The sequence below is a fragment of the Streptomyces sp. NPDC020845 genome, from assembly GCF_044334165.1.
Lineage (GTDB): Bacteria > Actinomycetota > Actinomycetes > Streptomycetales > Streptomycetaceae > Streptomyces.
This window is the reverse complement of record NZ_JBIRSJ010000002.1, coordinates 101,277-113,817: the sequence shown is the minus strand read 5'-3', so window position 1 is coordinate 113,817 and position 12,541 is coordinate 101,277. Positions and strand designations below refer to the sequence as shown.

At 70.3% G+C, this 12,541-nt stretch carries 10 protein-coding genes; 7 read left to right on the top strand and 3 right to left on the bottom strand.

Annotated elements, in window-relative coordinates; genetic code table 11:
• Positions 1 to 32: 32 nt before the first annotated feature.
• The 3 genes from ACH4U7_RS04450 to ACH4U7_RS04440 all read right to left on the bottom strand — a co-directional run bounded on the left by ACH4U7_RS04450 (position 33) and on the right by ACH4U7_RS04440 (position 4,280).
• Positions 33 to 2,324 (bottom strand): ATP-binding protein, encoded by a 2,292-nt coding sequence (locus ACH4U7_RS04450; RefSeq protein WP_398526542.1) that lies wholly within the window; start codon positions 2,322 to 2,324, stop codon positions 33 to 35.
• Positions 2,325 to 2,634: 310 nt separating this feature from the next.
• Positions 2,635 to 2,853 (bottom strand): DUF397 domain-containing protein, encoded by a 219-nt coding sequence (locus ACH4U7_RS04445; protein ID WP_218830899.1) that lies wholly within the window; start codon positions 2,851 to 2,853, stop codon positions 2,635 to 2,637.
• A 602-nt stretch (positions 2,854 to 3,455) separates the two neighbouring features.
• Positions 3,456 to 4,280 (bottom strand): NAD-dependent epimerase/dehydratase family protein, encoded by an 825-nt coding sequence (locus ACH4U7_RS04440; protein WP_398526541.1) that lies wholly within the window; start codon positions 4,278 to 4,280, stop codon positions 3,456 to 3,458.
• 266 nt (positions 4,281 to 4,546) lie between these two features.
• On the opposite strand from ACH4U7_RS04440, the gene ACH4U7_RS04435 reads away from it, so the two are divergent.
• The 7 genes from ACH4U7_RS04435 (at position 4,547) to ACH4U7_RS04405 (ending at position 12,485) form a co-directional block, all read left to right on the top strand.
• Positions 4,547 to 5,542, top strand: coding sequence for a 5-dehydro-4-deoxyglucarate dehydratase (locus tag ACH4U7_RS04435; RefSeq protein WP_398526540.1), 996 nt, complete (start codon positions 4,547 to 4,549; stop codon positions 5,540 to 5,542).
• A 70-nt stretch (positions 5,543 to 5,612) separates the two neighbouring features.
• A complete protein-coding gene (locus tag ACH4U7_RS04430; protein WP_398526539.1) occupies positions 5,613 to 6,812 on the top strand; it encodes a hypothetical protein in 1,200 nt (399 codons plus the stop codon).
• A gap of 178 nt (positions 6,813 to 6,990) precedes the next feature.
• Positions 6,991 to 7,728 (top strand): GntR family transcriptional regulator, encoded by a 738-nt coding sequence (locus ACH4U7_RS04425; protein WP_398526538.1) that lies wholly within the window; start codon positions 6,991 to 6,993, stop codon positions 7,726 to 7,728.
• 143 nt (positions 7,729 to 7,871) lie between these two features.
• Entirely contained in the window at positions 7,872 to 8,774 is a 903-nt protein-coding gene (locus tag ACH4U7_RS04420) for a dihydrodipicolinate synthase family protein (RefSeq protein ID WP_398526537.1), read from the top strand.
• Positions 8,771 to 10,537, top strand: a complete 1,767-nt coding sequence (gene araD / locus ACH4U7_RS04415) for an L-arabinonate dehydratase (RefSeq protein ID WP_398526536.1) — start codon at positions 8,771 to 8,773, stop codon at positions 10,535 to 10,537. Before ACH4U7_RS04420 ends, araD begins: the two co-directional genes overlap by 4 nt.
• Positions 10,538 to 10,638: 101 nt before the next feature.
• Positions 10,639 to 11,589, top strand: coding sequence for a carbohydrate ABC transporter permease (locus tag ACH4U7_RS04410; protein WP_398526535.1), 951 nt, complete (start codon positions 10,639 to 10,641; stop codon positions 11,587 to 11,589).
• On the top strand, positions 11,586 to 12,485 hold the full coding sequence (locus tag ACH4U7_RS04405) for a carbohydrate ABC transporter permease (RefSeq protein WP_398526534.1): 900 nt from the start codon (positions 11,586 to 11,588) through the stop codon (positions 12,483 to 12,485). The genes ACH4U7_RS04410 and ACH4U7_RS04405 overlap by 4 nt, the downstream gene beginning before the upstream one ends.
• Positions 12,486 to 12,541 lie beyond the last annotated feature (56 nt).

The following is a 12,541-nucleotide window of genomic DNA, read 5'->3' as shown; positions in this document are numbered from 1 at the left end:
GCGCATCGCCTCGCCGCATTGTCGTTCGGCGATCATTCGGCGACCAGTTGTTGGAGCCGCTGGCGGAGGGCGGTGGCCTGGGGGTCGGGGAAGGGGGCGAGGAGGGTGAGGGCTTCGGCGCGGTGGTGGCGGGCTGGTTCGGGCTGGTCGTTGTCGGCGTGGGCGTCGGCGAGGTGGGCGAGTGTCTGGGCCAGGTCCCAGGGCTGGAGCGGGTCGCGGAGGATGCGCGCGGCCATGGTGTGGAAGTCGATGGCTTCCTGTAGGCGGCCGAGGGCGCACATGGTCTGGCCGATGCCGTCGTAGGCATGGGCTTGGCCGGTGCGGTTGCCGATGGAGCGCTGAAGTGTCTCGCACGCCCAGTAGGTTTCAAGGGCTTGGTCGTGGCGGCCCTGTGCCCGGTGCAGGGTGGCCTGTTCGAGTCGGAGAGCTGCATCGATGGTGACGAAGCTGGAGTGTTCCTGCAGGGCTAGGGCGTCGGCAAGGTACTCCTCGGCTTGGGCGTAGTGGCCGGCTTCCCGGGCGAGACGGGCCAGAAGTTGCAGGGCGTCGATGTGCAGCGAGTGGTCGGCCCCGGTTTCGTGGTACACGGCCAGGGCTTGGTGGGCGAAGCGGGCTGCCTCGTGGGGCTCGCCGAGGGCTGCGGCGGTGAAGCCGAGGCCGCAGAGGACCACGCCGGTCCAGTGTCGGGGGCCGTACTGCTGGTAGAGGGCCAGAGCCTGTTCCAGGCGGGTGCGGCTGGCGGTTAGTTCATGGCGCCATAGGTGGACCAGGCCCAGGCCGTTGGCGGATTCGGCCACGCCGGCTTGGTCGCCGATACGGGTGCGCAGATCGAGCGCGGCTTCGTGGTGTTCGGCGGCCTGCGCCAGTTGCCTGGAGTCCTTGGCCGCAATGCCCAGGGTGTTGTGCATGAGGGCCTGGGCCCGCCGGTCGCCCAGCCGCTGGGCGGCCTCCAGCCCGAGGCCGGCCATCGCCTGCCAGTCGTCGAAAACACTGCGGGCCATGTGAATGCCGTGCAAGGCGGCGGGTAGCTGCCACGCGATCTCGTCAAGCTCGGCCTGTGCGGCAGCTTGTACGACGGCCAGGAGGTTTGCCTGCTCGCTCTGGTGCCAGGCGAACGCGTCCTGCTGTCCGTCGAAGGTCAGTGCTGATGCCGGGCCGGTTTGTCCCTGGGGCAGGATGGAGCGGTCGAAGCTCTGGGCCGCCGTGCAGGCGGCATCGGCGGTGTACAGGTACCAGTTGGCCAGTCGCTTGAGTGCGGTGTGCTGGTCTTCGCGGGTCTCTTCCTGGTGGGCCTGGTCGGTGGCGTAGGCGCGCAGCAGGTCGTGGAACTGGTACCGGTCCGCGCTGGTGGACTCGACCAGATGGGCTCCGGCCAGCAGGTCCAGCAGGCTGTGGGCCCGCCGAGGCTCCTGTTCGGTCAGGGCGGCGGCGGCATGGACCGAGAAGTCCGGGCCGGGGTGCAGACCCAGGAGACGGAACAGGCGGGCGGCGGGGGGCGGGAGTGTGCGGTAGGACCAGGCGAAGACGGTGCGTACGGCGTCGGCCTCTTCCTCGTCGGGGCTGGAGAGCGCCTCCCACAGGGTTGACTCGTCACGTAACTGGGCGGTCAGCTCGGGTAGGGCGAGCAGTGGGTGGGTGGCGGCGCGTTCGGCGGCGATCCGCAGCGCCAGCGGAAGACGCGCGCACAGCCGGGCCAGTTCGGCGATCTGATTCAGGTCGTCGCCGGTGCGGTAGCCGCGGGTGGCCGCAGCGATCAGGTCGGTGGATTCCTGAGCACTGAGCATGCCCAGGGTGATACGACGGGCGCCGTCGCGCACGGCCAGCCCAGAGAGGCGGTGGCGGCTGGTCACCACCGTCAGGCACCCGGCGGTGCCGGGCAGCAGTGGGCGGACCTGGCCGACGGTGGCGGCGTTGTCCAGCACCACCAGGACCTGCTTGCCCGCCAGCAGCGACCGGTACAGCTCCGCACGCTCCTCCAGCCCGACCGGGATGGCCGGGGCGGGGATGCCGAGCGCGCCCAGGAATCGCCCCAGCACGGCTGCGGGCGCCAGGGACGGTCCGGTGTCGTAGCCGCGCAGGTTCACGAACAACTGGCCGTGGGGGAAGCTCCCGCTGATCCGGTGGGCCAGGCGGACGGCGAGCGAGGTCTTGCCGACCCCGGCCGTCCCGGCGATCATCACCACCGACACCGAGCCATCCGTGCCGTCGCCGTCGCCGTCGCCGTCGCCGTCGCCGTCGCCGTCGTGGAGCAGAGCGTCCAATTCGGCGAGTTCGGAGGCCCGGCCGACGAAGCCGGACACGTCACGTGGGAGCTGTCGTGGCACCGGAACCTCCACCTTCACGGGCGCGGCACCGTGGAAGTGAACGCCACCGGAAACCTGCCCGGCCTGCACCACATCACGAGCCGACCCCGACAGATCCGACCACACCCCACCGCGCCCTGCCCCGCCCCCCGGCTCGCCGGGTAAGACATCCCCCATCCCCAGCCCTTCCCCTCCACGTCACCGGCGCCTGCGCCACGACAAGAGCAGTACTTCCTCTACCCGTCCCCCACCGCACACACTCCGCCCCCTGCGCGCCGAAGGATGCTGTGGGCCGGACACCGGCCCACAGCACCATGCCGCAGTTGCTACATCACGCGGGCATATTGAACTCGCCGTTCCAGGCGCCGAGCAGGAATGCCTCCCATTCCGCTCGGTTGAACGCCACCATGGGGCCGCTCCTGTCGTGGGTGTTGCGCACGAAGGCCAGGCCCTCATCGAAGCGGACTTCCACGCAGTTGCCGCCGCTCGGACTGAAGCTGCTCTTGAACCATCCCTCGTCGGGCGGCGGGAGCACCGTCATCGTGGTCATCGCCCTCCCCTTCCTCTTGCGGGCCGCACGCCCTGATGCAGCGGCCGGTGCCATCAGCACACCGGTGAGCAGCCAGGTGAGACCATGGTGAGAAGCCCTCACTCACGCTTCACTCACCACGGCGCCGGCACCTGCACTGGCACCGGCCCGGTTACGGCTGGGGCGGGAGTTTTCTGCTGTGGCGTGCACCGCCTTCTGGCTCCGGCTTTGCTGCTGCGCGCTCCTGGTACGCGCCCCGTGCGCTGCCCGACCGTGGTCCTGTCAAGGACACGCTTGTTCTGGACGGAATCCGCGCGCGCCGCAACAGCACAGGTGCCCTGCTGGCCCGCTCCGGGGAGCCACAGCGGGCGCTTGACACCTATCAGCAGGCTCTCCTCCTTGCACACCAGGTCCGCAGCCCACTGGACGAGGCGCATGCCCTCGAAGGAATCGCCCGCTGCCAAGCACACACCGACAGCACAGCCAGGCCGCCATCGCCAGCCTCCGCGAGGCCGTGGGCATCTACCAACGCCTCGGCGCCGCCGAGGCGCCCGCCGCCGCCGAGTACCTGGCCCACCTCGAAGCCGACCAAGCCTAGCCCCGGCGTGGCCAAGCCACCCCGCTCAGTACGGCCAAATAGGCGGGTTGGTGCAGAAGTGCCCCCCAAGATAAGCATGATCAGGATTCGCCGGATCAAGCTCCCCCTGCTCAGCGATGAGCTTCGCCGCGTACGGCTCCGAGTCGTCCTGCGGCTCGTAGCCCAGCGCGCGCGCCGAGGCGAGGTCCCACCACAGGCGGGTGTTGGCCGAGCTGCCGTACACCACCGTGTAGCCGACGTCCTCCGCCGTGAGCGCCGCATGAAGCAGCCGGGCCCCATCGGCCGGGCTCATCCAGACCGACAGCATGCGGACCGACGTGGGCTCGGGGAAGCAGGAGCCGATGCGGATGGCGACGGTCTCGACGCCGTGCTTGTCCCAGTAGAAGGACGCCAGGTCCTCGCCGAAGGACTTGGACAGGCCGTAGAAGGTGTCCGGGCGGCGCGGGGTGTCGACGGGGATGAGGGATTCATCCGGCACGGGGGTGGTCGCCGGGCGGGGGGTGAAGCCGACGGCGTGGTTGCTGGAGGCGAAGACGATCCGCTGGACCCCCTCCTCGCGCGCCGCCTCGTAGAGGTTGTAGGTGCCCTCGATGTTGGCCCGCAGGATCTTCTCGAACGGGGCTTCCAGGGAGATGCCCGCGAGGTGGATGATCGCGTCGACCCCCCGTACGGCCTCCCGCAACGCGTCCTTGTCGGCGAGATCCGCGGTGATGGCGTCCGGCTCGCCCTCGATGGGCATGACGTCGAAGAGGCGTAGCCGGTATCCGTACGTCGCGGGCAGCAGTTCGCGCATCAGGGTGCCCATGCCGCCGGCGGCGCCGGTGAGGAGAACGGTGCGGGGAGCGGGCATGTGGGGAACTCCTCCGTTAAGGGCTGAAATTCATACATAGATACCGTTCATGAACATGGACACGCTAGGGATGGTGGCGGGGGTGCGTCAAGAGTCGTGGGTGGGGGTGGGGTCGTGTCGCGCGCGGGTCCGTATGCGTGCAGGCGCCTTGACCCGCGCGGGCGGGCTGTCCTACCGTGGCTGCGTTCATGAATGTAGATGACGATCAGAAGCGTGTACGCGTCGATGAGGTGATGGCACGTCGGCGCATACGACAGGGAGAGCCCGTGACCTCAGCCTCACTCGCCGAGCGCCTTGACGGACTGCTGTTCTTCCCCGTGACCGCCTACGGGCCCGACGGCGCCCTGGACCTCGACGCGTATCGCGCGCATGTGCGCGGCGGGATCGAGGCGGGGGCGGCCGCTGTCTTCGCGTGCTGTGGCACCGGTGAGTTCCACGCGCTCACCGCCGAGGAGTTCCGCGCCACCGTCGCCGCCGCCGTCGAGGTGGCCGACGGGCGGGTGCCGGTGATCGCCGGGGCGGGGTATGGCACCGCCCTCGCCATCCAGTACGCGAAGCTCGCCGAGGAGGCCGGGGCGGACGGGCTGCTGGCCATGCCGCCGTATCTGGTCGTCGCCTCCCAGGAGGGACTTCTGCGGCACTACACCGCGCTCGCGGGCGCGACCGGCCTCGACGTCATCGTCTACCAGCGGGACAACGCCGTCTTCACCCCGCAGACCGTGGTCGAGCTCGCCAAGGTCCCCGGCATCATCGGGCTCAAGGACGGTCTCGGCGACCTGGATCTGCTGCAGCGCATCATCAGCGCGGTGCGCGCCGACGACCCCGAGGGGAAGTTCCTCTACTTCAACGGGCTGCCCACCGCCGAGCTGACCGGGCTCGCCTACCGTGGCATCGGCGTACTGCTCTACTCCTCCGCGGTCTTCTGCTTCGCCCCCGAGATCGCCCTCGCCTTCCACAAGGCCCTGATCACGGGCGACGACGCGACGTGCAACGCGCTGCTGGACGGCTTCTACCGGCCGCTGGTCGAGCTGCGCAACCAGGGGCGCGGCTACGCCGTCTCGCTGGTCAAGGCGGGGGTGCGGATGCGCGGCCTGGACGTCGGCGAGGTGCGCTCGCCGCTGTCGGAGCCCAGCCCCGCCCACGTCAAGGAGCTGGCCGAGCTGATCGAGCGCGGGCTGGCCCTGGTGCCCGGAGCCAACGCCGCTACCGGAGCCAACGCCGCTACCGGAGCCGCCGCTACCGTAGCCGACGACCGCGCCTGACGACCGCCCGACGGCCACGTCCGACGGCCACGTCTGACGACCGCCCGACGACCCCTAGGGGGAAACCGCGTTGAAAGCCTCCGCCTTCGTCTACCCCTGGGACGTCGTCGGCGACCCCGACGCCGCCCGCCGCATCGCCGACCTCGGGGTCCAGCAGGTCACCCTCGCCTCGGCGTATCACTCCACCCGCGCGCTGACCCCGCGCCACCCGCGCCACCGCATCGTCACCGCCCGGCACGCCGCCGTCCTCTACCCGCCGGACCCGGGCCGCTGGGCGGGCCGGGCGCCGCGCCCGTACGAGCAGTCCTGGGTGGACGGCGCCGACCCGTACGGCGAGGCGGCCCACGCCCTCGCGGACGCCGGGCTCGAGGTGCACTCCTGGGTGGTCCTGGCGCACAACTCCCGTATGGGCGACGAGCTCCCGCACACCTCCGTGCGCAACGCGTACGGCGACCGCTACCCCTGGGCGCCCTGTATCGCCCGCCCCGAGGTGCGCGCGTACGTGGTCGACCTGGCCGCCGAGGCGGCGGTGCGCCCCGGCACCCGCGGCACCGAGCTGGAGTCCTGCGGCTGGTACGGGGTCACGCATCTGCACGCGCACGACAAGATCGGCGGGGTGCCGCTCGGCGGCGCGGCCCAGTATCTGATGTCGCTGTGCTTCTGCGACAGCTGCCACGCGGGCTACGCCTCGCTCGGCGCCGACCCTGAGGAGCTGCGGCAGGCGGTGCGGCGCGCGCTGCGGCCGATCTGGTCGGGGGAGGAGACCCAGGGCGGGGGCGATCGGGCCGCGGAGTGGGCCGAGGTGGAGAAGCTGCTCGGCGCCGACCACGTCGCCACCTTCGCCACCTGGCGCGACCGGGTCGCGGCCGAGCTGCAGCGGGACGCCGTCGCTGCCGTACGGGAGGCTGCGAGCGGCGAGTTCCAGGTGCTGCTGCACGCCGACCCGGCGCCCCACCGCTTCGGCGCGAACGTCGGGGTGGACCCCGCGGGCATCCTCGACCACGCCGACGGCGTCGTGCTGCCCTGCACCGGGAACGACGCGGCGCGGGTCGATGTGCTGACCCCCTTCGTCCCGCACAAGACCGAACGCACCACCCTGGCGGCGAACTTCACCGTCGTCGCCGGCATGGGCGGCAGCCCGGGCACCCTCGAAGCCGACGCCACCCACGCGGTCGGCCTCGGCGCGGACGAAATCCGGCTCTACCACGCCGGACTCGCCTCCGACGCGGACCTCGCCGCCGTGCGCACCGCCCTCGAACGGCTTCCCTGAAGTCTGCTGAGCTTCCCTGAGTTCCGCCGAGGGCTCCTGACGCTCCATCAACTCACTTCGGGCCGCCCCGGGATATTTTTGTCAGAACCGTTGACGAACCCCTGGGGTGGCCCTAATTTCATCGCGTCGTACTTCGTACGTCATATATGAGACGCGATATGTGAGATCTGAGAGCCCCATGGACATTGCGCCGAGCCCGATCCCCTCCCGTACGCAGTACGTACTGGAGGCGGTCAAGCACGGGATCCTCACCGGACGGCTACGGCCCGGCCAGCCCCTCGTCGAGACCGAGCTGGCCGCCCAGTTCGGCGTCTCCAAGACCCCGGTCCGCGAAGCCCTCAAGACCCTCGCCGGCCGCGGGCTCGTCGTGATGAGCGAGTACAAGGGCGCGACCGTACGCACCGTCGACACCGCCATGGCCCACGCCGTCTACGACGTGCGCCTGCTGCTCGAGCCCGAGGCGCTGCGCCGCACCGTCACCACGCGCGCCGACCTGGCCGGTGCGAGCGCCGCCCTGGAGCGCTCCGCCGCCGCGGCCGATCCGGCCGGCCGCTCGCTGGCCAACCGCGACTTCCACCGCGCGCTGTATCTGCCCTGCGGCAACCCTCTGCTGGCCGGGATCCTCGACGAACTGCGCGATCAGGCGGCCCTTGTCTCCGCCATCGCCTGGCAGGCCGTTCCGTCCTGGGAGCGGGAGGCGGACGAGCACCGCGAGATCCTCGCCCGCGCGCTCGACGGCGACGCGGACGGCGCGGCCGCCGCCCTGTACGACCACATCGCCTCATTCGTCCGGCGCGCCTTCCCGGAAGTCCCGGAAGTCCCGGAAGTCGCGGAAGTCGCGGAAGTGCCCGAACGCCCGGAAGGCGCGGACGGTTTGGCCCCGGGCGCCGCCCGGGCCGCGGAGGCCGCCCCCTAGACCGCGTGGGCGCGTGCGATGAGGGGACGGTCCCGCACGTGCCCACGCGACCCACCCCCACCCGCCACCGTCCCCGGCCCAACAGGCCCCTGTCGGTATGCGGCTCCGCCGCGTACCGGCCCGACCAGAAGGGACAGGCACGTATGGACCACTCACCACTGAGGGCGGCGCTCGCGGACATCGTGGCGATCCCGGTGACTCCGTACGACGCCGAGGGCGCCGTGGAACAGGACACCTACCGCGCCCTGCTGCGCCGGCTCCTGGACGGCGGTGTACGGGCCGTCACCCCCAATGGCAACACCAGCGAGTTCTACGCCCTCACCCTCGCCGAGCGCCGACTGGTCACCGAACTGACCGTGGCGGAGACCGGCGACCGGGCCGCCGTCCTCGTCGGCGTCGGCCACGATGTGGCCACCGCGGTCGAGGCCGCCCGGCACGCCGGCGAGGTGGGTGCCGGGATGGTGATGGTGCACCAGCCCGTGCACCCCTACGTCTCCCAGGACGGCTGGGTCGACTACCACCGCGCCATCGCCGATGCCGTCCCCGAGCTCGGGGTGGTGCCGTATCTGCGCAACCCACTGATCGAGGGGGCCGCCATCGCCCGGCTCGGCGAGGCCTGCCCCAACGTCATCGGCGTCAAGTACGCGGTCCCGGACGCCGCGCGCTTCGCCGCGGTGGCCCGCGACGCGGGGCTCGACCGGTTCGTCTGGGTGGCCGGGCTCGCCGAGCTGTACGCGCCCTCGTACTGGGCCGTCGGCGCCACCGGCTTCACCTCCGGACTGGTCAACGTGGCCCCGAACGTCTCGCTCGACATGCTGGGCGCGCTGCGCGCCGGGGACTACGCGGGCGCGATGAAGGTGTGGGAGCAGATCCGGCCGTTCGAGGATCTGCGCGCCGCCCACCAGTCGGCCAACAACGTCAGCGTCGTGAAGGAAGCGCTTGCCGCGCTCGGTCTGTGCCGCCGCGACATCCGCCCGCCCAGCAGCGCGCTGCCCGAACCGCAGCGCGCCGAGGTCGCCGCGCTGGTCCAGGGATGGGCGATATGACGCCCGCGACCCCCCAAATCCCCACGAGCTCCGGTAGGAAGACGCCCGAACAACTGCGCAGCCACCAGTGGTACGGCACCGACGGCCTGCGCTCCTTCAGCCACCGGGCCCGCACCCGCCAGCTCGGCTACCTCCCCCAGGAGCACCTGGGCAAGCCGGTCATCGCGATCCTCAACACCTGGAGCGATATCAACCCCTGCCACGTCCATCTGCGGGACCGCGCGCAGGCGGTCAAGCGCGGGGTGTGGCAGGCCGGCGGATTCCCGCTGGAATTCCCGGTGTCGACGCTCTCGGAGACCTTCCAGAAGCCGACGCCCATGCTCTACCGCAATCTGCTCGCCATGGAGACCGAGGAACTGCTGCGCTCCTACCCGGTGGACGGCGCGGTCCTCATGGGCGGCTGCGACAAGAGCACCCCCGCGCTGCTGATGGGGGCCGCCACCGCCGACCTGCCGACCGTGTTCGTGCCGGCCGGGCCGATGCTGCCGGGCCACTGGCGCAACGAGGTGCTGGGCTCGGGCACCGATATGTGGAAGTACTGGGACGACAAGCGGGCCGGGTTAATCGGCGACTGCGAGATGTCCGAGCTGGAGAGCGGCCTGGCCCGGTCACCCGGCCACTGCATGACCATGGGCACCGCCTCGACGCTGACGGCCGCCGCCGAGGCGCTGGGCGTCACCGTCCCCGGCGCCTCCTCCATCCCGGCCGTCGACTCCGGACACGAGCGGATGGCCGCGGACTCGGGGCTGCGCATCGTCGAACTGGTCTGGCAGGACCTCAAGCTCTCCAGGATCCTCACCCGTGAGGCATACGAGGACGCGGTCGCCACCGTCCTCGCGCTCGGCGGCTCCACCAACGCCGTGATCCATCTGATCGCCATGGCCGGGCGGTCCGGGGTGCGGCTCACCCTCGACGACTTCGACCGGATCGCCCGTACCGTCCCGGTGCTGGCCGACCTCCGCCCCGGCGGCCGCTATCTTATGGAGGACTTCTACTTCGCGGGCGGCCTGCCCGGCTTCCTCGCCGAATTGGCCCAGTTGAAGGACGTCCTGCACCTGGACCGCCCGACCGTCGCCCACACCACCCTGCGCGAACAGCTCGACGGCGCCCTCGTCCACAACCCCGAGGTCATCCGCCCGCTCGACAACCCGCGGGCGAGCGAGGGCGGGGTGGCGGTGCTGCGTGGCAATCTGTGCCCCGACGGCGCGGTCATCAAGCACATCGCCTGCGAGCAGCGGCTGCTCGAACACACCGGCCCGGCCGTCGTCTTCGACGACTACAAGACGATGCAGGCCACCATCAACGACCCCGCCCTCGGCATCACCGAGGACAGCGTGCTGGTGCTGCGCAACGCCGGCCCGCTCGGCGGCCCCGGGATGCCGGAGTACGGCATGCTGCCGATCCCCGACCACCTCCTCAAGAAGGGGGTGCGGGACATGGTCCGCATCTCCGACGCGCGGATGAGCGGGACCAGTTACGGCGCCTGTGTGCTGCATATCGCCCCCGAGTCGTACGTCGGCGGGCCGCTCGCCCTCGTCCGCACCGGCGATCTGATCACCCTCGACGTCGAGGCGCGCACGCTGCGCCTGGAGGTCGACGACGCCGAGCTGGAGCGGCGCCGGGCGGCCTGGACACCGCCCCCGCCCCGCTACGCCCGCGGTTACGGCGCGCTCTACCAGGAGCAGATGACCCAGGCCGACACCGGCTGCGACTTCCGCTTCCTTTCCGCCCCCGGCGTGGACCCCGAGCCATACGCGGGCTGAACTCCCCTCTGAGCAGCAATTTTTTTGCACGACATACCGAACAACATTCGGTAAGCGCTTCACCCGCCCGACCGTGCACCCCTGAGAACGGAGAAGCAGTCATGGCCGACGCCGTGGCGAAACCACCCCGGGTCACCCGGCGCCGCACCAGCCGTATGAGCGGTACCAAAGGCAAAGGCTCCGCCCGCCGCCTCCCGTATCTGCTGATCGCCCCCGCGGGGCTGCTGATGCTGGGCTTCATCGCCTATCCGATGCTCAGCGTCCTCTACTACAGCCTGCAGAACTACAACGTCACCAAGCCCTGGCGGAACGGCTACGCGGGCCTGGACAACTTCACCAAGATCTTCACGGACGACCCGCAGTTCTGGGACACCCTCGCCTTCAGCGGCAAATGGGTCGTCACCGAGGTGCTGCTGCAACTCGTCCTCGGACTCGCGCTCGCCCTGCTGGTCAACCAGACCTTCATCGGCCGCGGCATCGCCCGCGCCCTGGTCTTCTCGCCCTGGGCCGTGTCCGGGGTGCTGACCACCACCATCTGGATGCTGCTCTACAACCCGTCCACCGGCATCAGCCGCTATCTGGCGGACGCGGGGATCGGCAGCTACGGCACCTCGGTGCTCTCCGACACCGGCACCGTCTTCTGGGCGGCCGTGCTCGCCGAACTCTGGCGCGGCGTCCCGTTCTTCGCCATCCTCATCCTGGCCGATCTGCAGTCCATCCCGAAGGATCTGTACGAGGCGGCCTCGGTCGACGGCGCGGGCCGGATGCGGCAGTTCTTCCACATCACCCTGCCGCATCTGAAGGACGCGATCATCCTCTCCACGCTGCTGCGCGGGGTGTGGGAGTTCAACAACGTCGACCTCCTCTACACCCTCACCGGCGGCGGCCCGGCCGGGCAGACCACCACCCTCCCGCTGTATGTCGCCAACACCGGCATCGACGGACACGACTTCGGCTACGCCTCCGCGCTGACCACCGTCGCCTTCGTGATCCTTCTCTTCTGCTCGATTCTCTATCTGCGCCTGAGCAAGTTCGGAGGCGACACCAAGTGACCACCGCACTCGCGGAGAAGGGCCTCGCCCCCGCACCCGCCACCGCTTTGGACGCGCACAAGGGCAAGAAGCGCGGGCGCGGGATCGACCAGGGCGTGCCGCGCTGGCAGATCTATCTGCCGCTGGCCCTCTATCTGCTGTTCACCCTGATCCCGTTCTACTGGATGCTGCTGTTCGCGCTGCGCCCGGCCGGCTCCACCTCGCTGGTGCCCTGGCCGATGACCGGCGAGCACTTCGCCAAGGTCTGGAACGAGCGAAGCTTCGGGATCTTCTTCCAGAACAGCATGATCGTCGGAGTCTCCTCGCTGGTGATGACCACGGCGGTCGCCCTGGCCGGCGGCTACGCCCTGGCGCGCTTCGACTTCAAGATCAAAAAGGCGTTCATGCTGGCGCTGCTGGCCTCGCAGTTCATCCCCGGCGCGCTGATGCTGGTTCCGCTCTTCGAGATCTTCAAGAACCTGCAGATGATCAACTCGCTGGGGAGCGTGGTCATCGCGGAGACGGTCTTCCAGCTGCCGCTGTCCATGATCCTCATCAGCGGCTTCATCAGGAACGTGCCGGTGTCCCTGGAGGAACAGGCATGGGTGGACGGCTGCGGCCGCTTCCGCGCCTTCTGCGCGGTGGTGCTGCCGCTGCTGCGGCCCGGCCTGATCGCGGTGGGCTCCTTCGCCTTCGTCCACAGCTGGAACCACTTCCTGTTCGCCCTGATGTTCCTCAGCTCCCAGGACAAGCAGACCATCCCGGTCGGCCTCAACACGCTGATCGGGTCGGACAGCGTCGACCTGGGCGCACTGGCGGCGGGCGGAGTGATCGCCGCCGTGCCCGTCGTCATCGTGTTCGCCTTCATCCAGAAGTGGCTGATCACCGGATTCAGCGCGGGCGCGGTCAAGGGCTAGGCGCCAGGCCGTAACGCCGCCGATCGGAGTACGACTCTCGCGGACAAGGAGGTCCG